The 20,649-nt window shown below is 60.0% G+C and carries 21 protein-coding genes and 1 tRNA gene; 4 read left to right on the plus strand and 18 right to left on the minus strand.

Annotated elements, in window-relative coordinates:
• Nucleotides 1-120: 120 nt before the first annotated feature.
• The gene (gene rpsO / locus ACTJGZ_RS02265) at nt 121-390 is read right to left on the minus strand and encodes a 30S ribosomal protein S15 (protein WP_068369963.1); all 270 of its coding nucleotides are present in this window, start codon (nt 388-390) and stop codon (nt 121-123) included.
• 375 nt (nt 391-765) lie between these two features.
• Here rpsO and ACTJGZ_RS02270 point away from each other — a divergent pair, with 375 nt between their 5' ends.
• Complete coding sequence (locus ACTJGZ_RS02270) at nt 766-1,308, plus strand: hypothetical protein (RefSeq protein WP_441661340.1); 543 nt, start codon at nt 766-768, stop codon at nt 1,306-1,308.
• A 74-nt stretch (nt 1,309-1,382) separates the two neighbouring features.
• Here the strand turns inward: ACTJGZ_RS02270 and pssA are convergent, their stop codons facing one another.
• The 4 genes from pssA to ACTJGZ_RS02290 form a co-directional block, all read right to left on the minus strand.
• A complete protein-coding gene (gene pssA, locus ACTJGZ_RS02275; RefSeq protein ID WP_441661341.1) occupies nt 1,383-2,150 on the minus strand; it encodes a CDP-diacylglycerol--serine O-phosphatidyltransferase in 768 nt (255 codons plus the stop codon).
• Nucleotides 2,151-2,399: 249 nt separating this feature from the next.
• Entirely contained in the window at nt 2,400-3,416 is a 1,017-nt protein-coding gene (ilvC, locus tag ACTJGZ_RS02280; protein ID WP_441661342.1) for a ketol-acid reductoisomerase, read from the minus strand.
• Nucleotides 3,417-3,493: 77 nt separating this feature from the next.
• Complete coding sequence (gene ilvN / locus ACTJGZ_RS02285; RefSeq protein ID WP_068370122.1) at nt 3,494-3,985, minus strand: acetolactate synthase small subunit; 492 nt, start codon at nt 3,983-3,985, stop codon at nt 3,494-3,496.
• Nucleotides 3,986-3,995: 10 nt separating this feature from the next.
• Entirely contained in the window at nt 3,996-5,708 is a 1,713-nt protein-coding gene (locus ACTJGZ_RS02290) for an acetolactate synthase 3 catalytic subunit (RefSeq protein WP_441661343.1), read from the minus strand.
• Nucleotides 5,709-6,378: 670 nt separating this feature from the next.
• Here ACTJGZ_RS02290 and ACTJGZ_RS02295 point away from each other — a divergent pair.
• Both ACTJGZ_RS02295 and ACTJGZ_RS02300 read left to right on the plus strand, forming a co-directional pair.
• A complete protein-coding gene (locus ACTJGZ_RS02295) occupies nt 6,379-8,589 on the plus strand; it encodes an FUSC family membrane protein (RefSeq protein ID WP_441661344.1) in 2,211 nt (736 codons plus the stop codon).
• 151 nt (nt 8,590-8,740) lie between these two features.
• Nucleotides 8,741-8,830: transfer RNA gene (locus tag ACTJGZ_RS02300), tRNA-Ser, on the plus strand.
• A gap of 199 nt (nt 8,831-9,029) precedes the next feature.
• Here the strand turns inward: ACTJGZ_RS02300 and ACTJGZ_RS02305 are convergent.
• From ACTJGZ_RS02305 to ACTJGZ_RS02315, 3 genes are all read right to left on the minus strand, one after another.
• A complete protein-coding gene (locus ACTJGZ_RS02305; protein WP_441661345.1) occupies nt 9,030-9,305 on the minus strand; it encodes a hypothetical protein in 276 nt (91 codons plus the stop codon).
• A 48-nt stretch (nt 9,306-9,353) separates the two neighbouring features.
• A complete protein-coding gene (locus tag ACTJGZ_RS02310) occupies nt 9,354-9,842 on the minus strand; it encodes a hypothetical protein (protein WP_441661346.1) in 489 nt (162 codons plus the stop codon).
• Between the two features lie 129 nt (nt 9,843-9,971).
• Nucleotides 9,972-10,241 (minus strand): DUF6246 family protein, encoded by a 270-nt coding sequence (locus ACTJGZ_RS02315; protein WP_441661347.1) that lies wholly within the window; start codon nt 10,239-10,241, stop codon nt 9,972-9,974.
• A 25-nt stretch (nt 10,242-10,266) separates the two neighbouring features.
• On the opposite strand from ACTJGZ_RS02315, the gene ACTJGZ_RS02320 reads away from it, so the two are divergent.
• Nucleotides 10,267-10,623 carry a hypothetical protein gene (locus ACTJGZ_RS02320; protein ID WP_441661348.1) on the plus strand — a complete coding sequence of 119 codons (357 nt, stop codon included), beginning with the start codon at nt 10,267-10,269 and terminating at the stop codon, nt 10,621-10,623.
• A gap of 191 nt (nt 10,624-10,814) precedes the next feature.
• Here the strand turns inward: ACTJGZ_RS02320 and ACTJGZ_RS02325 are convergent, their stop codons facing one another.
• The 10 genes from ACTJGZ_RS02325 to purL all read right to left on the minus strand — a co-directional run.
• Complete coding sequence (locus ACTJGZ_RS02325) at nt 10,815-11,366, minus strand: hypothetical protein (protein WP_441661349.1); 552 nt, start codon at nt 11,364-11,366, stop codon at nt 10,815-10,817.
• A gap of 265 nt (nt 11,367-11,631) precedes the next feature.
• A complete protein-coding gene (locus ACTJGZ_RS02330; RefSeq protein WP_441661350.1) occupies nt 11,632-12,315 on the minus strand; it encodes a metallophosphoesterase in 684 nt (227 codons plus the stop codon).
• Between the two features lie 179 nt (nt 12,316-12,494).
• Complete coding sequence (locus ACTJGZ_RS02335) at nt 12,495-13,622, minus strand: FAD-dependent oxidoreductase (protein WP_441661351.1); 1,128 nt, start codon at nt 13,620-13,622, stop codon at nt 12,495-12,497.
• A gap of 235 nt (nt 13,623-13,857) precedes the next feature.
• Nucleotides 13,858-14,040: a hypothetical protein gene (locus ACTJGZ_RS02340; protein ID WP_441661352.1), complete on the minus strand. Its 183-nt coding sequence runs from the start codon at nt 14,038-14,040 to the stop codon at nt 13,858-13,860.
• A gap of 276 nt (nt 14,041-14,316) precedes the next feature.
• Nucleotides 14,317-14,526 carry a cold-shock protein gene (locus tag ACTJGZ_RS02345; protein WP_441661353.1) on the minus strand — a complete coding sequence of 70 codons (210 nt, stop codon included), beginning with the start codon at nt 14,524-14,526 and terminating at the stop codon, nt 14,317-14,319.
• A gap of 254 nt (nt 14,527-14,780) precedes the next feature.
• Nucleotides 14,781-15,158 carry a DUF1622 domain-containing protein gene (locus ACTJGZ_RS02350; protein ID WP_441661354.1) on the minus strand — a complete coding sequence of 126 codons (378 nt, stop codon included), beginning with the start codon at nt 15,156-15,158 and terminating at the stop codon, nt 14,781-14,783.
• Between the two features lie 321 nt (nt 15,159-15,479).
• On the minus strand, nt 15,480-16,241 hold the full coding sequence (gene trmD / locus ACTJGZ_RS02355) for a tRNA (guanosine(37)-N1)-methyltransferase TrmD (RefSeq protein WP_441661355.1): 762 nt from the start codon (nt 16,239-16,241) through the stop codon (nt 15,480-15,482).
• Between the two features lie 201 nt (nt 16,242-16,442).
• On the minus strand, nt 16,443-17,066 hold the full coding sequence (rimM, locus tag ACTJGZ_RS02360) for a ribosome maturation factor RimM (RefSeq protein WP_441661356.1): 624 nt from the start codon (nt 17,064-17,066) through the stop codon (nt 16,443-16,445).
• Nucleotides 17,067-17,069: 3 nt separating this feature from the next.
• Nucleotides 17,070-17,330 carry a 30S ribosomal protein S16 gene (rpsP, locus tag ACTJGZ_RS02365; RefSeq protein WP_441661357.1) on the minus strand — a complete coding sequence of 87 codons (261 nt, stop codon included), beginning with the start codon at nt 17,328-17,330 and terminating at the stop codon, nt 17,070-17,072.
• Nucleotides 17,331-17,585: 255 nt separating this feature from the next.
• Nucleotides 17,586-20,649: phosphoribosylformylglycinamidine synthase (gene purL / locus ACTJGZ_RS02370; protein ID WP_441661358.1), on the minus strand; the 3,064-nt coding region annotated here is incomplete at its 5' end.

Below are 20,649 nucleotides of genomic sequence, written 5' to 3' on the forward strand. Positions count from 1 at the left end.
CCCTCACCGCGTCCCCCCCCGCCCCCCCCCCCAACAAAAAAAAACCGGGGCCGAGCCTGCGCATTTCGCGCTGCATCGCCCACGGTCGGCATCATGGGGAACCAGCCCCGTTGACTTCGATCACTTGCGCAGACCGAGCTTTTCGATCAGGGCGCGGTAAGCGTCAGGGTTGCGGCCCTTCAGGTAGTCCAACAGCTTGCGGCGACGGCTGACCATGCGCAGCAGGCCGCGGCGCGAGTGGTGATCCTTCACGTGTTCCTTGAAGTGGCCCGTCAGCTCGTTGATGCGAGCCGTCAGCAGTGCCACTTGCACTTCGGGGGAACCCGTGTCGCCCTGGGCGCGCTGGAATTGCGAAACGATTTCGGATTTCTTGATATCTGCGACAGACATGATTTATTCCTCTCGGACATGCGCCAGGACCGAGGTGCCCTGGCGTGGGCTGAAAAAATGCGCACCCGCACCGGTCATGCGACCCACTGCGTCGTACTAACCAGAACGGCTGCGCCACACAATTAAATACGTTTTCCGTATAGCCGCTAATAATAACCCATATCGGCCGAAACTGTCGCGCCGCATCGGCAGCAACCCAAGAAAAGATGTCGCGCCCGCACGGCATATGCCATCCCGCCTGCGCCATCTGTGCTGCGCGCGCCACGTTGCCGCAAGAAAACCGCAAACGAGGCACAATAACAACTCTATCGTTCCACCCACCGCAATTCTGAACATCCAATGCGCCTGTCCCGCGCACAGGAAAAGCCGACAGCCATGCACACCGATCGTATCCGCTTTCGCCGCCTTGCCCGTTTCAGCCTGCCGCTGACGCTGGCCACTGTTCTGCTGGGCGCCTGTTCCACCCCCATGACCCTGCCCGCCGACACCACGCTCGGCAACGCGACCGCCACCCTGGGCGCGCCCAGCAGCTCATGCCCGCTGCCCGATGGCGGCGTGCGCGCCGTCTGGTCACAGCAGCCGCAAGGGCAATATGCCTGGGCCATGGATTTCAGCGCCGACGGCCGCTTATTGAAGCGCGAACCCGTGCTGACCAATGAATCCTTCGAGCGCCTGCGTAGCGGCACCTGGACACAAGAAGATGTCACTTGCGCCTTTGGCCCGCCCGCCAGGACTGGCTGGGTGGGGCTGCCATCGCTGCGCGAACAGGTATGGGGCTACCGCTACCGCGAGGATGGCGTCTGGAACTCCGTGATGTATGTCTTTTTTGGCATGACGGGCGAAAAAGTGACGCGTTTCTACCCCGGCCCCGACCCGCGCTTCGAAGACACCTCGCCCTGGAATTATTTTGATTTCTAAGCCTGGCGGCATCTGAAACGCACAACTGAAAAGAAAAAGGGGCTAACGCCCCTTTTTTCATGTCATGCCGGCAATCAGCTTTCGCGGCGGCCGGAACTCAGGCGCCGCAGACGCTGCCAGCGCCACAACCAGATCACCCAGCCGGACAGGCCATACACGACAAAAAAGCCGAACAAGGCAACCGGAGGATCGCTGGAAATAAAGACAAAGCCCGCCACAAAGACCGAGATCACCCAGAACGGCACGCTGCGGCCTATCATCACCGACTTGCCGCTATAAAACGGCGCATCCGTCACCATCGTAATGCCGGTATAGAGCGTCAGCCCGAAGCTGATCCAGGCCAGACTCTCCGGCGCAATTGCCAGCTTATTGTCCACCACCAGCCAGATGAAACCCGCCACCAGCGCCGCTGCCGCCGGGCTGGGCAAGCCCTGAAAGAAACGTTTATCGACGACGCCGATATTGGTATTGAAACGCGCCAGCCGCAAGGCCGCGCCCGAAACGTACACAAAGGCGGCCAGCCAGCCCCAGCGCCCAAGATCATGCAAGGCCCATTCGTACATCACCAGCGCCGGCGCAATGCCGAACGAGGCCATGTCAGACAGCGAATCGTATTGCTCTCCGAATGAGGACTGGGTATTGGTCATGCGCGCCACGCGGCCATCCATGGCATCGAATACCATGGCAACGAAAATGGCAATCGCCGCCGCTTCGAAATGGCCGCCCATGGACTGGACAATCGCATAGAAGCCGGCAAACAAATTGGCCGTGGTAAAGGCGTTGGGCAACAGGTAAATGCTGCGGTGTCGATGATCGGCATCACGAAAACGCAGGTTCGGCATAAGCTAGGGTTTTCCGTTGGTTCAAATGGCAGAGGCGGCCACAAAAGATGAGGGGCAATACATTCCAGGCCCCCGTCACACCGCCGCCGCAGACGAAGATTAACCGAATACCCGCCAGCATGGCGAGCCATCCTGATCCGGATGCCGGAAACAACAGGGGCGCAAACCGGTGACCCGGCTTGCGCCCCGCGAGGATCCGCCTGGCCCGGCCCCTGCCTTCAGGGCCGGCTCAGGCATGAGCGGATCCGCTTAGTTCTTCGACTGGTCAACCAGCTTGTTCTTCGCGATCCAGGGCATCATGGCGCGCAGCTTGCCGCCCACTTCTTCGATCTGCGATTCGGCGATGATGCGGCGGCGAGCCGTCAGCGATGCAGCGCCAGCCGCATTTTCCAGGATGAAGCGCTTGGCGTAATCACCCGTCTGGATGTCCTTCAGGGCCTGACGCATGGCAGCGCGCGAGCTTTCGTTGACCACCTTGGCACCGACCTCGTACTCGCCGAATTCGGCGTTGTTCGAGATGGAGTAGTTCATGTTGGCGATGCCGCCTTCATAGATCAGGTCAACAATCAGCTTCAGCTCGTGCAAGCACTCGAAGTAAGCCATTTCGGGCGCGTAACCCGCTTCCACCAGGGTTTCAAAGCCCATGCGGATCAGTTCCACGGTACCGCCGCACAGCACGGCTTGTTCGCCGAACAGGTCGGTTTCGGTTTCTTCGCGGAAGTTCGTTTCGATGATGCCGGCACGGCCGCCGCCGTTGGCGCTGGCGTAGGACAAAGCGATATCACGCGCCGAACCGGAATTATCCTGGTGCACGGCGATCAGGTGGGGCACGCCGCCGCCCTGGGCGTAGGTGCCACGCACCGTATGACCCGGCGCCTTGGGCGCCACCATGATGACGTCGATGTCCTTGCGCGGCACGACTTGGCCGTAATGAACGTTGAAGCCGTGGGCAAAGGCCAGCGCAGCGCCGGACTGGATGTTGTCGGCCACGGATTCCTTGTACACCTGAGCGATGTTTTCGTCAGGCAGCAGCATCATGACCACATCGGCAGCGCGCACGGCATCGGCCACTTCCTTGACGTCCAGACCGGCGTTGACCGCCTTGTTCCAGGACGCGCCGCCCTTGCGCAGGCCGACCACGACTTTGACGCCGGAGTCATTCAGGTTTTGCGCGTGGGCATGGCCCTGCGAACCGTAACCGATGATCGCAACAGTCTTGCCCTTGATGAGGGACAGATCGGCGTCCTTGTCGTAGAAAACTTTCATGTGTATCTCCTGAGGAATTCTTTGGAATGCAATTAATCAATTCGGAATGCGCCCGGCCCCCTGGCCCGGCGCAGGGATCAGACTTTCAGTACCCGTTCGCCCCGGCCGATGCCGGACACGCCAGTTCTGACAGTCTCAAGAATGGCACTGCGGTCCAGCGCGTCGATGAACGCCTGGATTTTTTCCTGCACACCGGTCAGCTCGATGGTGTAGCTCTTATCGGTAACGTCGATAATACGGCCGCGGAAAATGTCAGCCATGCGCTTGACCTCTTCACGCTCCTTGCCTACCGCACGCACCTTGATCAGCATCAGTTCGCGCTCGATATGCGGGCCTTCATTGAGGTCCACCACCTTGACGACGTCGATCAGGCGGTTCAGGTGCTTGGTGATCTGTTCGATCACAGCATCCGAACCCGCCGTCACCAGCGTCAGACGCGACAGCGTCGGATCTTCCGTGGGCGCCACCGTCAGCGTCTCAATGTTGTAGCCGCGGGCGGAAAACAGGCCGACCACGCGTGACAGCGCGCCAGGCTCGTTTTCCATCAGGACGGAAATCACGTGTTTCATATCAGCCACCTCACAGATCTTCGGAACCCAGCAGCATTTCGGTCAAGCCCTTACCGGCCTTGACCATCGGCCAGACGTTGGCGCCGCGATCCGTGATGAAGTCGAGGAACACCAGCCTGTCCTTGGCCGCAAACGCTTCACGCAGCGCGGGACGAACATCCGCGGGCTTGTCGATGCGCATGCCGATGTGGCCATAAGCCTCCACCAGTTTGACAAAGTCCGGCAGCGAATCCATGTAGGACTCGGAATAGCGCGAGCCGTAATCCAGCTGTTGCCATTGCCGCACCATGCCCAGGAACCGGTTGTTCAGGCAAATGATCTTGGGGGTGTAGCGATACTGCCTGCAGGTCGCCAGCTCCTGGATATTCATCTGGATGGAGCCTTCACCGGTAATGACCGCCACATCGGCCCCGGGATGCGCCGCCTGCACGCCCATGGCATACGGCAAGCCCACACCCATGGTGCCCAGCCCGCCGGAATTGATCCAGCGGCGCGGTTCATTGAAGTGGTAATACTGCGCTGCCCACATCTGGTGCTGGCCTACGTCCGACGTCACGAAGGCATTGCCGCCGGTTTCTTCCCACAACTGCTCCACCACATATTGCGGACGGATCAGCTCATCGGAAAGCTCGTACTTCATGCACTGGCGCGCGCGCCAGCCTTCGATCTGCTGCCACCACTTGTCCTGCGACGGGCGGCGTGTTGTCGGTGCCAGTTCCTTGAACTGGGCGATCATTTCCTGCAGCACATCCTTGACGTTGCCGACGATGGGCACATCCACTTTGACACGCTTGGAGATCGACGACGGATCAATGTCAATGTGAATGATCTTGCGGGCGTTCTGCGCGAAATGCTTGGGGTTGCCAATCACACGGTCATCAAAACGCGCGCCAATGGAGATCAGCACATCACTGTGCTGCATCGCCATATTGGCTTCGTATGTGCCGTGCATGCCGGGCATGCCGACGAACAGCCCCTCATTGGCCGGGAATGCGCCCAGGCCCATCAAGGTGCTGGTCAGCGGCGCGCCAACCAGGCCGGCAAACTCGCGCAGCTCGGCGCTGGCATCGGACAACACCACGCCGCCGCCGGTGTAAAGCATGGGGCGATCGGCAGCCAGCAGCATCTGCACAGCTTTCTTGATCTGCCCCTGATGCCCTTTCACCACTGGCGCATAGGAACGCATCTTGACCTCGCCCTTGAGCGGCGCATAGCGCGCCCGGGCAACCGTCACGTCCTTGGGGATATCCACCAGCACGGGGCCGGGACGGCCGGTGCGGGCGATATGAAACGCCTTGCGCATGACCTCGGCCAGATCCTTGACGTCACGCACCAGGAAATTGTGCTTCACGCAAGGACGGGTAATACCGACCGAGTCGCACTCCTGGAACGCATCTTCGCCAATGGCCGTCGTCGGCACCTGGCCGCTGATGATGACCATCGGGATCGAGTCCATATAGGCCGTGGCAATGCCGGTCACGGCATTGGTCAGCCCGGGACCGCTGGTCACCAGACAGACGCCGACCTTATCAGACGAACGGGAATAGGCATCGGCGGCGTGCACTGCAGCCTGCTCATGCCTGACCAGGATATGCTGAAAAGCATCCTGTTTGAATATTGCATCGTAGATATAGAGCACCGCCCCGCCGGGATAACCGAAAACGTGTTCCACGCCTTCGTCGGCAAGACAGCGCACAAGGATATCTGCGCCATTGAGTTCCATGAATATTCCTTTCTGTACCGGCTAAAACGTCCTCGATCGCAGCCCGCACGGGTAACGGCGGCTAGCCGGACGCACCCTCAGAAACTGACAGGACATTGTGGCGCTTCGCGATTCACGGAACCGCTCCACCCACCTGCCTTGCCGCCTGACGGCACTATCATCGACAACGTTTCGCGCGCATCCCGGGAAGGGACGCTCTGGATCGAAACGGATGCCGCAACGCCTGCGCTTGTGACGCGGCCCGCGACGGTATAACGGCGCATTGGTCCGGGCGGATCACCCGGAGACTTTGACTGCCTTGCCCCGCCCCTGATAGCAGGGCAAGGCAAGTTTTGGAATTTACCTGTTTGTGCCGGAACTGTCTATACGCCAATGAAACAGTGTTTCCTTGGCGCCTCACACACGCCCCGTATGCCAGAAAGACATGAACTTTCACAGGCTTACGGACAGGCCCGCGATCCGATGCAAAGAGACACATCCCGGCGCTTGCACGCACCGCAGCGCGCATGCCTGCCCTTATACTTCTCCTTACCGGAAACAGGCCGCCTGGCTTGCTTCCCCCATACAGATAGCCGCCACAGCCCACCCCATACCGTCTGCCACGCGGCTGCAGCCTGACGGCAACCCAATCCGTTCAGGCGTACGCTCCGGCCCACGCATCATCCACGCCATGGACATTCGCCTAGAATCGCTGAACAGGTTTCTTTACAGCCACTACTTCCTGCTTGGCCTGCGCCGCAGCATCGGCATGCTGACACCCATGCTGATCCTCGGCCTGCTGCTGGGGGATTTATCCGCTGGCATCGCCGCCACCTTCGGCGCCCTGGGCACCGCTATCATCGACCAGCCCGGGCCGCACCGCCACCGCCGCAATGAAATGCTGACCTGCTGCGCGCTCAGCACACTGGTGGTTGCCATCACTGGCCTGGCCAGCACCAATCCCGCCATCCTGTGGCTGGCGGTGGTGGCCCAGTGCTTTGTCTTTTCGATGTTTTCGGTCTATGGCAAAAAAGGCAATCTGATCAGCATGGGCTGCCTGCTGCTCATGAGCGTCACCATGCACGCGCCGCTCACGCCCGCAGAAATCCCCACTGCCCTGTTCTACACCGCCAGCGGCGGCCTGTTCTACACCGCCTTCAGCCTGGGCATCAGCTACCTGCTGGCCCTGCGCGAGACCCGCCAATCACTGTCTGTCGCCCTGTTTGCCACAGCAGACTACATCGCCGCGCGCTCGGCCTTCTATGATGTCAACCAGGACCTGGAAGAGTGCTACCGCACCCTGATCCGGCGCCAGTCGGCCATGATAGAGCAGCACCAGGATGCCAGAGACATCGTCCTGCGCTCCCTGCCCGGGGAAGACAGCCACACCTCCGAGCGCTCCATGCTCTGGAACATCTTCAGCGACATGATCGCCATCCTGGACACCATGCTGGCCACGCACACGGATTACATCCTGCTGCGGCGCAACCTGCGCGACGCCGACATCATGCTGTTCGCGCGCGACTGCCTGGACAAACTCTCACGCGACCTGGAACGCATTGCGCTGGCCGTCTCGCAAGGCCGCCCGGCCATGGAACGCACTAGCGTCAAAGCCGAACTGCGCGCCATCGACTATGAAATGGAACAGCTGCGCCAGCAAGGCCTGCCGCAGCAAGACCCGGAACTCTACGGTGTCCTGCTGCAAGTGCAGCGCCGCCTGCGCGGCGCTGCCCGCCTGGTGGAACGGCTCTACGCCCACACCCGTTCCGCCCGCAGCGCCAGGCCGGACGGCACGCTGCGCATCAACAAATCCCTGAGCCACTTCCTCTCGCGCCAGGACTTCCGGCTCAACATGCTCACCTCCAACCTGAGACTGGATTCACCGCACTGCCGCTACGCCATACGCGTGGCCTGCGGCGCCGCCATTGCCATGACGCTGAGCTACTCCATTGAAGCCCTGCGCCCTCATGGCTACTGGATTGTCCTCACCATCGTGGCCATCATGAAACCCGGCTTCGCCCTCACGCGCCAGCGCAACTCGCTGCGCCTGATCGGCACCCTGCTCGGCTGCATCATCGCGCTCGCCCTGTTCACGGTGCTCGACGCGCCCGCTTCGCTGATTGCCGCCATGTTCATCGCCAGCGTTCTGGGCAACAGCCTGATCCAGCTGAACTACATGGCCAGTTCGCTATTCATCACCGTCTATGTGCTGATTGTCTTCCACCTGGTCTCGCCCAACTCACTCTTCATGGTCAGCGAACGGGCGCTGGACACCTTCCTGGGTTGCGTCATCGCGCTGATCTGCAGCTACATCCTGCCCTGGTGGGAACAGCGCTACATGGCCCCCATGGCACGCGCCAGCCTCAAAGCCAACCGCGAATACCTGCGCACCGGCCTGGCTTACGTCAACGCCGCACGCGCCAGCGCAGCCGCCTCCGGCCCGGAAACCGACACCGAACTGGAACAAGCCAGGCTCAACTGGATGCTGGCGCGGAAAAACCTGCACACGGCGCTGGCCAACATGGCCGAAGCCTTCTACCGCATGACCCGCGAACCGCGCTCCCGGCAAGTGCTGGTGCCCGAAGTCAACAACCTGGTCATCCAGAACCACATCCTGGCTTCGCAAATGGCTTCCGTCATTGGCGCCCTGGCCGAACTGCCCGCCACCCCGCCAGCCATCCAGCAGGCCCTGGATCAATTCCTGGGCCTGCTCGACCCCGCCCTGCCGGCCAACGACATCCCCCTGGCACCGCCAGCGGCAGACACCGACACGGACACCGCCAACCTGACCTTCCCCATGCGCCAGCTGCTCAAAGCCGGCCTGCTGGCGCGGCGGGAACTGAAAGCGCTGGAAGTCCAATCCGACTACGCCCCGCCCGCTGAAGCCCTGAGCAAAGTCTAAAGCCGCCGGCTATTCGCGCTGCGGCCCCGGCCAGCGGAGCCGCAGCGCAAACAAACCCCGCGTCCCTTGCCAACCGGAAAAACTACCGATATAATATTTTTCTTCTTCCACTGCGGCGTTTGAACACATCGACACCGCAGCAGTTACCTCAGGACAGGTGGCAGAGTGGTCGAATGCGCCGGACTCGAAATCCGGTGTACGTGCAAACGTACCGTGAGTTCGAATCTCACCCTGTCCGCCAAAGAATTCAAAGACTTACGCCAAGCCCGCTCACTCAGCGGGCTTTTTGTTCTGCTCCGTAATTACGCCATTGCTCCTCAAAACAGATTGCCACTTGGCCCACAACGGGCCTATCCCATCTGGATATACCATCCATGGTAGAACAGCTGGCCGTCGATTTCCTGCCTGTAATTGAGCCTCACTGAGCGCTCGCCACCTCGTCATATGCCGCCTCTTCTCGGATCTGTGCGATGCGTTCTTCCGAGACATCCTTCAATGTAGCGATGTAACGCTTCGCTGCCCATTCCCCTGATAGCTGCCGCCGTCTTGGTCATGGTAAAGCCGGTCTCGCTGGCCGCCCGATCCGTCTTGCCGAACTGGCGCTCCAGGCGATCCAGGCTACCGTCTGCTGCCTGCGTGCCATTCACAAGACCCCACGTTTCCGCTTCGACCGTGTAATAGATGGTGCCTACATTTTCGCCTGCCAGCAGTAACACTCCAATAAAAAAGCCCCGGTAATGCCGGGGCCTGTGATTCTGATTAAATTACTTGATTCTTAGGTTTCCGAAAACATCCATGTGCCTTGGGGTGACTGACCTCGTAAGGAATAGCCTCAGCGGGTAGCCTTCAGTAACCCTCTTGCCGCCGAAAAGGCTTGCCGAGACTAACTTTGACTGAGTCTCGTCTGAGTAATACCGGCAAATGACCTTTTCCCTGCAGGGGCTTTTCCCTTCGTCTGTGGCATCAATCTGAACAAAAATCTGCCTCGGCAAATTTTTGTTATCGCCGTACCAAGTATCGAAAGCAGCCCTCGTTGAGGGGTTAATTGACGTTTGGCCCGGCTCTTTTGCCAGTTCCTCAGCCTTATTTCTTGCCAGCACGCCTTCGGAAAGATCAATTCTATGCACAGAGACCTTGAATGGATCGACCGCCGAAATCTTTAGCAGGTCTTCGCAGTTCTCTTTGAATATGTCTTCTTCAGAATTTCCACATCCCGCAAGAATAAGCCCTAGCATCAGCACAGAAATTCGCATTTTAATATCCACTTATGAGTGCGGAGACTATAGCTCAAAGGCAAAAGGCGATACGAAGGATCAGCCCTCTTGTTGTGCCCCCCCCTTCGCTGCACCGCTGCCAGGCTCTTATGTCCAGCGCAAAAAAGACTAGCGCTTGCTTTGCGGAGCCGCCGCAAGCACCTTGTCGTGCCATGCCAGCGCCTCTTCCATTTCCACAATGCTAGGCGCCCTGGCCCCCGGGGAATCGCCCTGGATCTGAGGGAATTTCGCGCGCAAAGCCCCCACTAGGCGGGCCATGGTCATCTTCCACGCGTCGGCCTCCGGCAACCCCAGGTGAGCCATGACTAGAGCGACATGCTGCCTGGAATCAAACTCGCGAACATAATCAGGCTCTGCGTCAGCCGCCCTGGGGCGCACCGGACGGCGTCACCGTGGCGGCCAGTTGTCGCGTAGCGCCTACGGCGAGGCTCGCCGTTGCCGGCGCAACAGCAACCGCATCTACGGCAGAAGAATTGGGATCCGGCGTTTCATCTACGATCAGGCCGAAGAGGAATCAAAACGCAAAGCGGCGGAAGCCGTAGAGCAAGCGCGACTCGATGACCCACACCGCGCCCAAGCCAAGAAGGACGCGGAAGAGGCAGAGCAGCGCCGCCGCGAGGCCGACACCAAGCACAAAGCCAGCATCAACAACGCCGCGCTGGCCGCATTCATCGAACACGGAATGCCGGAGGATTGCGCCAAGCAGGCGGTCAAATTGATCACCCGAGGCCTGATTCCGGCGCTCCAGATCAACTATTGAGGGTGCCATGAGCAACGAAATCACGACCGTCGAGGAACTGGTCTAAAGCATCCGTCCGGCGTTTGAATCAGTCCAAGCAACTAGCTGTCGATCTCCCCGGCCCGTCACCCTCATTACCTCCCGCTCGCTCATGAATGCAACCCATCCAGGTTCAGAGAGATTGAGGGCTGAGGAGCAACGGCGCCAAAAATCTACATAAGAATTTCTGCTCGCCCTGCAATCGGCCCCATGGATAACAACTTCGTCTTCAAGTCCGATGCGCTGATCTGCGCAAGGTTGCCTCCCCTGAAGAAAGGATCGCCGGTAATCTCTTGTCCTAGCCAGCCTGGTGTTGGGATGGCTTGCAAATTTTCGGCCGACGCCGCTTCGACCTCGCACAATATTAGGCCTGCCAGCTGATCCTCAAAGATATCGACAGCGAATGTTGTCGCCGCGAATTCCAAGCGATGCCGTCTCTTGCGAATTCGTTTGCCTGGCAATTGCGCAAAAACAGCATGCTCAGCCTCTGTTAAATAGACGTTCACAATCGCGCCAGCGAACGAGTCTTCCGAGGGGTATTTCTTGCAGAGCTTAAACTCATGCTGCTGGACGCCGCCGTGGGTAATGGCACGGAGGCGCATTCGGGTTGCTGAGATATACAGATCCTCTATCCACCGGAAGGGTAAATCAGATAGTTTGGGAGCTGCCGTGATCAAGAAGCGGCGTTCATGTTCGATCTGAGCGTATTTCGGAACTTGTGCCATCTGTGCAAGCCTTCTATTTCATGGACATTGGTACGGCAAAACCGTGCCAGGATTATCGCAACAAACCCCCGTTTCGATATGACCCAGCACGGCCGACCGCAAAATCCCGGCCCTCACTCCGCCAATATTTGGCGCGCGTGGTGAGATCAGACCGCTTCAGCATAGCGGACGGATCAAGTCCCCTGACAACATGACGCAGATTCTGCAGACCTGAACGCCTGGCCCGAGTAAACCGCGATTCGCCCGATGAGCGCTGGCTCGTGCTTCATGCGACCGTCAGCGTTGCCAGATCCAGAATGGTGAACTCACGGCCGAAGACCGCACCTGTGTCGATGTGATAGACATTGCCAAGCACGACGGGCTGCTGCAATGGCGTATGCCCGACGACGACGGCGCGCACGCCTGGCACTTCAGAGCTGTCGCCATCCGTGATTCGGCCGCGCGACCACATTGCCATCACCCGCGCGTTGCGCGCTTTCGCCCGCCCGAGTTCGCCATTGAGCGCTGCGCTGAACCGCTGCCATGTGCGATTCGGCACATCCGCGTGAACCAGCCCCACTATGCCGCCAGCCGTTTCCACCTCGATGGCGATGGGCAGTTCGCTCATCGCCGCAGCGACTGCTTGCTGGGCACTTGCTGGCTGGTCGATGTTCCACCCGCCGCCATTTTTGCGGTAATTGTCGCCCGGCATATTGCCCAGAGGCCAGCGCAGCGCCATGTCGTCGTGGTTGCCCATTACCGCGTGAAACCATGGCTTGGCCAGCCAATCCAGGACAAGCTCGTTCTCCGGCCCGCGATCGACCAGATCGCCCACCGAGAAGAGACGATCGTAACGCTCATTGAACCCAATCCGGATCAACGCTTCCTGCAGCTTGCTATAGCAGCCGTGGATGTCCCCGACCGCGAAATCCCGCCCGGCGCTGTTGATCTCGAAATGCTGAACCTGCATGCCTGAAACTCCTTTGCGGCTGCACCCCTGAATGCTGCCATGCGACAGCCACACCCGATTCTATTCATACCTGGCATAGCGCGGCCACTGCTGCAGCTAACGCCTAACGGGCCACAGCCAACCGCCCGCTTCCGGCAGGCCTCTGCCAACTGGGCACTTCCCGCCCCCATCATGCTGTCTCAGAGACCCTTGAAGAGGCCGACCGCACTCTGCGGTGCAGCATCCCCAAAGAATAACGCCAGGTTCTGCGCCGATATCTTGGCAAGGCTGCCAGCCCGGGCGAACATCTGGCGCTCATAGCGCGTCAGGGCTATCTCCATGTCATCGGGATGCGCAACCAGTGCCCCAGCAAGCTCGGCGCCATCATACATAGCCAAATTCGCGCCTTCGCCCGCAAACGGGGACATCAAGTGCGCCGCATCACCCAGCAGCGTCAGCCCAGGCTTGCGCCGCCATTCGTGCCCTGCAGGCAGGAAAAAAATGGGACGGAGAGCCGGATGATCGAGTGTGCTCATCAGGATCAAATCCACAAGAGGCTGTGACCAGCCCTCAAATTGCACTGACATGAGGTCTCGAACACGACGAGTATTGCTGAAGTCGATGGCCCTGAACCAAGCCTCTGCTTGATTCAGCGCCGCGTAACCCGAAATACTGCCGTCGGCGTTGCGGTGCGCAATAATGCTTTTGCCCGGCGCAATCGCCATTAGCGTGCCTGTACCGATCATAGCCGCGAGTCTTGCAGCATCCCTGCCGCCTGCGGAATACGCAATTTCGATAAAGCAGGTGCCGGAATACACGGGTTGAGCGTCGGTCATTAAGGGCCGCACCGCAGACCACGCGCCGTCAGCGCCCACCAAAAGATCCGCCTTGAAAGTATTGCCGTTTTCAAACGCGACCTCATGCCGGTCATTGCTCAACGTTTCAATGGACACTGCTTTGTGGCCCCAGCGAATCGCATACGCCGGCAACGAGTTCAGCAGCATGGCCCGGAGCTCACCCCTATCAACCTCAGGCCGCCGTGACAACGGACTGCCTGGAATATCAAGCAGGACGGTGCCGTCTTTATCAACGATGCGTTTGGCGTCCTCTGCGGGCCGGACAAGCGCCAAGAAGTCTTGATAGAGCCCCGCCGCCATGAGGGCTTGCTGGCCATTGTGTTCATGGATATCAAGCAAGCCGCCCTGCGGCCTTGCCCTTGGCGAGGACTCAGCCTCAAAGGCAATGGCTTCTATGCCATTCAAATGCAGAATGCGTGATAGCACCAGCCCACCAAGGCCAGCGCCAATAATTCCAATCGTTTTAGGCATGTTTTGCGCTCCACATGTCGCATCAGCGTTTGAGACGCTGAGGAATAGTTTGGGAGACGCTGGCCGGCTACGCGAACGCGCAGCCGGCGTGTATGCGGCGCCATGGCACAAATACCCGTCATGACAACCGTTTTTCGCGGCAGTTCAAATTAACTTGAGGCCTTGATTTCGTCAAGACATCGCCCAGGGCGGCAGCGGTATGGACACCACCGCTGCGCCCCGCGAAACAGCGGGCTTAGCGCCCCCGTGCCGATCCGCGGCCCGTAGGCATACGGCCATGCACAGCGGAGGGCTTCTTCACCCCGGTATTTCCGCCGCCCAGGCCAGACCAGCGCGGCTGGTTGGGCATGGGTTTGGGCGCCGCCGTGGCTTTCACGGCTTCTTTGCCCGGTTTCTGGTCTTTATTTTTCGTACTCATTTCATCCCCGCGATCCATCGCTGAAACAGGTTTGTTTCAGCCCATGCGTCAGCATAGGCCAGATCCCGGAATAAAGCTTGATGCAACGCCTGTAATCCACTGCGGCACGCAACAACAGAGGCTGCCCCCCGCATATGCTGCAGCGGAAGCAGGCAAAGAAATTCTCTAAAAGGCATGCATTCAAAGCCAGACGGACAAATAAAAAGGCCAGGTCCCATGCAACACCGGGCCCGGCCTGACGACTTCAGTTGCCCGCTTATACAAGCGGGCAAACAATCAAATTACTTGGATTTTCGTTGCGCAAGGGCCTTTTTGCCCGTCTGCAGCCACGAAAGAGACGCGCTGGTTTTCTTCCAGTGTCTTATGGCCGGAGCCTTGAATTTCACTATAGTGAGCAAAGAGATCCTTGCCGCCGGACTCAGGCATGATAAAGCCGAAGCCCTTATCGTTGTTGAACCACTTCACAATACCGATTTCTGTTTTCAATGTAGATCCTAAATTTACCAAGGGAAAAATATCCCCAGCCCCACTCTGGACGATATTGGCTAAAATAGCCAGCACTGTTACATATTAATATTTCCCTCACCCAGACAAGCCGACCCAATTCGCCGCATCACACCCGGCAAGCATGCGGCAAAGCCGCGCTGCAAATCAATTCGCCATCATGACGCCGGCTGCGCGCCCGTTGCATCCAAGCAACGCTGTCCGCGCTGCCCTGGCGCCGCCGGAATTGGGAAAACCTAGGCCTGCCTGCCAGACGCCGCCTTTTCCTCACGCTCCAAGCGCGTATCCTGCCAAGGCCAGTGACCGTTAATTTCCACGCCTAAAGAAATACTCAGGAAAGTACGCACGAGAACCAATCCCGCGAGGATCAGCAAGTCATCCAGCGTGGGGGCAATCACCAATGAATTGAGGATATCTGCGGCCACCAGAAACTCCAGGCCCAGCAGAATACTGCGCCCCAATGTGGAGCGAAATGGATGGTAGGCCTTGGCATAGCCATCACGGCGCGATTGCCTGAAGAATTGCCAGGTCGCTGCCGCCGACCCAATCAGGATGGCCAGAGTACCAGTGATTTCCAGCAGCGAAACTGACAGTTCATAAAACTCTTTGAGCATGGCGTACATTCCTGGCGCATCAAGGCATCCAGCCCAATCAGGGCAGGTATTTAGGGCATGGTGTAGGCATACGTTTGGGGCATCAATATTTACCCGTCACATTTACCCCTCGCTTATATACGATTGTAGCGGCGCCCGCTGCAAACACCCATCCGGCCAGCCCTAAATCCAGGCATGGCCGCCTGCCGCCAATGCCGCGCACATGCAGGCCTTGCTGCCTGCCCGCCCTGCCGCTCTCTCATCCGGAAAGCCCATTCAGCCTTCTAGGGTTGCATCTTGTTTTGACTGTGGCCCATCCCTTCAGCCAATGCTAACCCTGCCTTATGCCTTCAGGCTTAGCAGGAATTTTTCATCTGCTTTATCCAGCTTGCCATTGCGACGCGCCGCGTCAATCAACTCTGGCCGGCGCGCCAGGGTCAAGCGCAAAGATTGATCCCGCCGCCAGCGCGCAATGCGCGCATGGTGGCCGGAGAGCAAGGCTTCGGGAACCGGCTCGCCATCATAGATTTCTGGCCGGGTGTAATGCGGGCTATCCAACAAACCGTCCAGATTGACATGAAATGAGTCCTGCAACGCCGACTGATCATCATTCAGCACGCCCGGCAGCAGCCGCACGCAGGCATCCATCATAGGCACGGCTGCCAGCTCCCCGCCAGACAGGACAAAGTCGCCCAGCGACCATTCCTCATCCACGCAACGATCGACAAAGCGCTGGTCCACCCCTTCATAGCGCCCGCAGACCAGAATCTTCCCCGGCCCCTCCACCCATTGCGCCGCAGCCGCCTGATCAAAACGCCGCCCCGTCGGCGACAGCAGGACGACCTGCCCCCGCGGCAAGCCCAGACACTCGCGATCCGCCTGCGCATCCCGCACAGCCGCTTCCAGCGGCGCGGCCAGCATGACCATACCCGGGCCGCCGCCGTAAGGACGGTCGTCAACGGTCCGATGCACATCCTGGGTGTAATCCCGCGGATTCCAGGCCCGGAATGACCACAAGCCCTGCGCCAAGGCGCGGCTGGTCACCCCATGCCCGGTGATGCCGGCAAAGATTTCAGGAAACAGGGTAATGGCGTCAAAACGCATGGCAGGCGCAAGCCTTTATCAAATAGTACGCAAATAGCCGCAAGACCAGAAGACACCTGCGACATAGCGGCCCGTACCGGCGCGCCATGAAATGCAAAAAGCTGGCCTTAGCCAGCTTTCCGAAAAATACCACAAGCTCGGCGCCGCAACAGCCCCAAGACTTGCGCATTGCCCAGCCTTGCGGCCAGGCTGAATCTCACATCAGAAGTCCAGTGGCCAGTTCGTCACGATGCGCCGACCCGGCAAATCGACTTCTTGAAGGTGCACATCCACAAAAGGCACCAAAGACGTCAGCGGACGTTCTTTGTCATCCAGCAGATCCACCCAAAGCCCGTCCTGTTCCTGCTGACGGCGCACCGATAGCACGGCATGCGCGCCATTATCGGAAACATCCGCCACCACGCCCATGACAGCCTGGGCGCCAGCATCATCCAGCCCCCAAACCCGGCAACCCATCAAATCGACCCAGTAGTATTCCCCTTCATCGGTTTCCGGGAAATCACTGCGTGCGACCATGACCAGCATGCCCTTGAGCGCTTCGGCATCATTGCGGTCAGCAATGCCTTCCAGCGCCCCAACAATCGTGGAGCCCTGCGTGCGGGACAGTTTGACTTTCCAGGGCCGCGCCTCTTGCAGCACGGGACCTGATGTCCGCGAAGACGGTACCAGCCACCAGCGTTTGGCGGTCAATAAAGCTTCCGAACGCACGGAATGGGGCTGGATCTTGACCCAGCCCCTTAAACCGTAGGCAGAGACGATACGGCCCAGCTCAACCAGATTATCCGGCGCACTGGCGCCAGCTTGGCTGTGCGGCGCGTCAGTCATCTATCAGGCCGCAGCCGAAACCTTGGCCGAGTATTCCTTGACCAGGCGAGCCACGACGGGCGACAGCTGAGCACCGTTGCCGACCCAGTATTGCAGACGCTCCAGCGACAGGCGCAGGCCTTCTTCGCCTTCACGGGCGACGGGATTGTAGAAACCCACGCGCTCAACGAAGCGGCCGTCACGACGGTTGCGCGAGTCAGCAGCAACCACGTTGTAGAAAGGACGTTTTTTGGAGCCACCACGGGCCAGACGAATCACCACCATGAGGGCAGTTCCTTGAAAAAGTTTATAAAAAGCTCTTTAGTATAAATCAAAAACAGCGGACCAGGAAGTTGGCAAACAACATCAAAGACATTGCCGTGCCCGCCGCCTGCCCGCCTTACCGCTGCTGACCGCGCCACAACCTGACAGACATAGAAAAGCCATGGCGGCCCGCATCATTGCATCCTGCTGCCCGGCCTGCCCGTCGCGCCTTGACCATCATCAGCCAAGCAGGCGGCGGCAAGCCCGCAGACACTGTTACTTCAGCCACACCCGCGCATTGCGGAAGAAGCGCAGCCACGGAGAGTAATCCCCGCCTTGATCGGCCGCGCCCCAGCTATCCGGCGCCCAGGACATCATGGCGTTGCGCGTGACCCGTTCCGGGTGCGGCATCATGACCGTGAAACGGCCATCCGCTGTCGTCACGGCCGTCAGACCGTCCGGACTGCCGTTGGGGTTGAACGGATATGCTTCGGTGGCTGCGCCGCGGTGATCCACAAAACGGGCAGCCGCCAGCACACGCGAACGATCGCCTTGCAAGGAGAAGTCGGCATAGCCTTCGCCATGCGCGACCGCCACCGGAATGCGCGCGCCTTCCATACCGCTGAAGAACAGCGAAGGCGAGCCCTGGACTTCGACCATGGACACTCGCGCTTCGTATTTTTCAGACTGATTCCGCGTGAAACGCGGCCAGTTCTCCGCGCCGGGGATCATCGCAGACAGCGCTGCCATCATCTGGCAGCCGTTGCAGACCCCAAGGCCGAAGGTATCGGGGCGGGCGAAATATGCGGCAAACTGCTGCGCCAATTTATCGTTAAGCTGAATCGTGCGCGCCCAGCCTTCACCTGCGCCCAGCACGTCGCCATAGCTGAAACCGCCCACGGCTACCAGGCCTTGCATGGATTCCAGCGTAGCCCTGCCAGACAAGAGGTCGGTCATGTGAACGTCCACCGCCTCGAAACCTGACTTATCGAACGCCCAGGCCATTTCAATGTGGCTGTTGCACCCTTGCTCACGCAGGATGGCCACACGCGGCCGCGCACCGGTCGCGATATACGGCGCCGCGATATCCTCCTGCGGATCGAAATCCACACGCGGCGTCATGCCGGGATCGGATACATCCAGCCAGGTGTCATACTCTGCCTGGGCCGATGCCGGGTTGTCGCGGCGCGAAGCGATACGCCAGGAGACTTCGCTCCAGATGCGGCCCAGCTCTGCGCGCGGACGGTTCCAGATGCGGTGACCGTCACGGTAAAACTCAACTTCATCCGTCTTGTTGGGCGCGCCAATGACATGGGTATGCACCGAGAGGCCAGCGCCACGGAAAACCTGCAGCACGGCGTCGCGTTCTTCGGCGCGAACCTGAATGACCGCGCCCGCCTCTTCGGCAAACAATGCCTTCAGCGTCGCTTCATCACGCTGCACCGACACTTGCTCGGCCCGGATCTTGTAATCGCCCCAATCCGCCACGCTGGCATCGAAAGTCAGCATATCCAGATTGATCGACACCCCGGTATGGCCGGCAAAAGCCATTTCGCAGACCGCAGCATACAAACCGCCATCGGAACGGTCGTGATAAGCCAGAATGCTGCCTGCTTCCGCCAGCGCCCGGATGGCCGCGAAAAACGCGCGCAAGGATTCGGCATCATCAATATCGGGCACGGCTTCGCCCAACTGATTAAAGGCCTGCGCCAGGATGGAAGCCCCCAGACGATGCTTGCCCTGCCCCAGATCCACCAGAATCAGAACCGTATCGCCCATATCGGTGCGCAATTGCGGCGTCAGACTGTTGCGCACATCCGCCACCGGCGCGAACGCCGTGATCACCAGGGAGACCGGCGACACCACTTCGCGGCGCTCACCGGCTTCTTCCCATGCGGTTTTCATGGAAAGCGAATCCTTGCCGACAGGAATGGACAAGCCCACCTGCTGGCACAATTCACTGACGGCGGACACGGTGTCAAACAGCGCCGCATCCTGGCCTTCCGAACCGCAGGCAGCCATCCAGTTGGCAGATAGCTTGATATCTTCCAGGCGGGCAACATCGGCGGCCGCCAGATTGGTCAGCGCCTCTGCCACGGCCATGCGGCCCGAAGCCGGCGCATCCAGCACGGCCAGCGGCGTGCGTTCGCCCATGGCCATGGCTTCACCGCGGAAACCGTCATGATCCGCCAGCGTGACGGCGCAATCAGCCACCGGTACCTGCCAGGGGCCAACCATCTGGTCGCGGCTGGACAGGCCGCCCACCGTGCGGTCGCCAATGGTAATCAAGAAACTTTTGTTGGCCACCGTCGGGTGGCGCAGCACCCGCTCGGCTGCCTCATCCAGCGAAATCAGCGTCAAATCCAGCGCGCTGCCTTGCGACGGGCGATGCTGAACATCACGCAACATGCGCGGCGGTTTGCCCAGAATGACACTCATGGGCACATCCACCGGGTGCGGCTGCGCCGAAGGCGCTGCCATCACCTCTTCCGGCAGCGGCGGCAACGCGGCGAACAATTCGGCATCGGCACCGCGCGCCCCGTCCACCACCTTCAGGCGGCGCTCTTCCGTGGTGATCCCCACCACGGCATACGGGCAGCGCTCACGGCGGGCCAGCGCATCAAAACGCGCCAGATCCTGCGGCTGAATGGCCAGCACATAGCGTTCCTGGGATTCATTGCTCCAGATTTCCGCAGGCGACATGCCCGACTCTTCCACCGGCACACGGCGCAGATCGAAGATGGCGCCACGGCCAGCATCATTCACCAGCTCCGGGAAGGCATTGGACAAGCCGCCCGCCCCCACATCGTGAATCGCCAGAATGGGGTTGGCCGCGCCTTGACGCCAGCAGGCGTCGATGACTTCCTGCGCGCGGCGCTCGATTTCAGGGTTGCCGCGCTGCACGGAATCGAAATCCAGTTCGGCGCTGTTAGCCCCTACCCCCATGCTGGAGGCCGCCCCGCCCCCCATGCCGATGCGCAGGCCCGGCCCGCCCAGCTGAATCAGCAGCGAGCCCGGCGGAATGCCCAGCTTATGGGTCTGGTCACCGTCGATGCTGCCCAGGCCGCCGGCAATCATGATGGGCTTGTGATACCCCCAGCGGCCATCGTCGGTGGTCTGTTCGTAAGTGCGGAAGTAACCCAGCAGGTTGGGCCGGCCAAATTCATTATTGAACGCGGCGCCGCCCAGCGGGCCTTCAATCATGATGTCCAGCGGCGTGGCAATACGGTCCGGCAAGCCATGGTGGTCGTTTTCCCACGGCTGCACCGCATCATCGAAACGCAGGTGCGACACCGTGAAACCAGTCAGGCCCGCCTTGGGTTTGGAGCCGCGCCCCGTT

Origin of the sequence: Kerstersia sp., assembly GCF_052103615.1 — a bacterium.
Classification (GTDB): Bacteria; Pseudomonadota; Gammaproteobacteria; order Burkholderiales; family Burkholderiaceae_B; genus Kerstersia.

Bases quoted from the DNA above. Each gene is read 5' to 3' on its own strand.
- pssA (WP_441661341.1), bottom strand. From the start codon at position 2,150: ATGCCGAACCTGCGTTTTCGTGATGCCGATCATCGACACCGCAGCATT.
- ACTJGZ_RS02310 (WP_441661346.1), bottom strand. From the start codon at position 9,842: ATGCGAATTTCTGTGCTGATGCTAGGGCTTATTCTTGCGGGATGTGGA.
- rimM (WP_441661356.1), bottom strand. From the start codon at position 17,066: ATGACTGACGCGCCGCACAGCCAAGCTGGCGCCAGTGCGCCGGATAAT.
- ACTJGZ_RS02270 (WP_441661340.1), top strand. From the start codon at position 766: ATGCACACCGATCGTATCCGCTTTCGCCGCCTTGCCCGTTTCAGCCTG.
- trmD (WP_441661355.1), bottom strand. From the start codon at position 16,241: ATGCGTTTTGACGCCATTACCCTGTTTCCTGAAATCTTTGCCGGCATC.
- ilvC (WP_441661342.1), bottom strand. From the start codon at position 3,416: ATGAAAGTTTTCTACGACAAGGACGCCGATCTGTCCCTCATCAAGGGC.
- ACTJGZ_RS02290 (WP_441661343.1), bottom strand. From the start codon at position 5,708: ATGGAACTCAATGGCGCAGATATCCTTGTGCGCTGTCTTGCCGACGAA.
- ACTJGZ_RS02325 (WP_441661349.1), bottom strand. From the start codon at position 11,366: ATGGCACAAGTTCCGAAATACGCTCAGATCGAACATGAACGCCGCTTC.
- ACTJGZ_RS02335 (WP_441661351.1), bottom strand. From the start codon at position 13,622: ATGCCTAAAACGATTGGAATTATTGGCGCTGGCCTTGGTGGGCTGGTG.
- rpsO (WP_068369963.1), bottom strand. From the start codon at position 390: ATGTCTGTCGCAGATATCAAGAAATCCGAAATCGTTTCGCAATTCCAG.
- ACTJGZ_RS02350 (WP_441661354.1), bottom strand. From the start codon at position 15,158: ATGCTCAAAGAGTTTTATGAACTGTCAGTTTCGCTGCTGGAAATCACT.
- ACTJGZ_RS02340 (WP_441661352.1), bottom strand. From the start codon at position 14,040: ATGAGTACGAAAAATAAAGACCAGAAACCGGGCAAAGAAGCCGTGAAA.
- rpsP (WP_441661357.1), bottom strand. From the start codon at position 17,330: ATGGTGGTGATTCGTCTGGCCCGTGGTGGCTCCAAAAAACGTCCTTTC.
- ilvN (WP_068370122.1), bottom strand. From the start codon at position 3,985: ATGAAACACGTGATTTCCGTCCTGATGGAAAACGAGCCTGGCGCGCTG.
- ACTJGZ_RS02330 (WP_441661350.1), bottom strand. From the start codon at position 12,315: ATGCAGGTTCAGCATTTCGAGATCAACAGCGCCGGGCGGGATTTCGCG.
- ACTJGZ_RS02295 (WP_441661344.1), top strand. From the start codon at position 6,379: ATGGACATTCGCCTAGAATCGCTGAACAGGTTTCTTTACAGCCACTAC.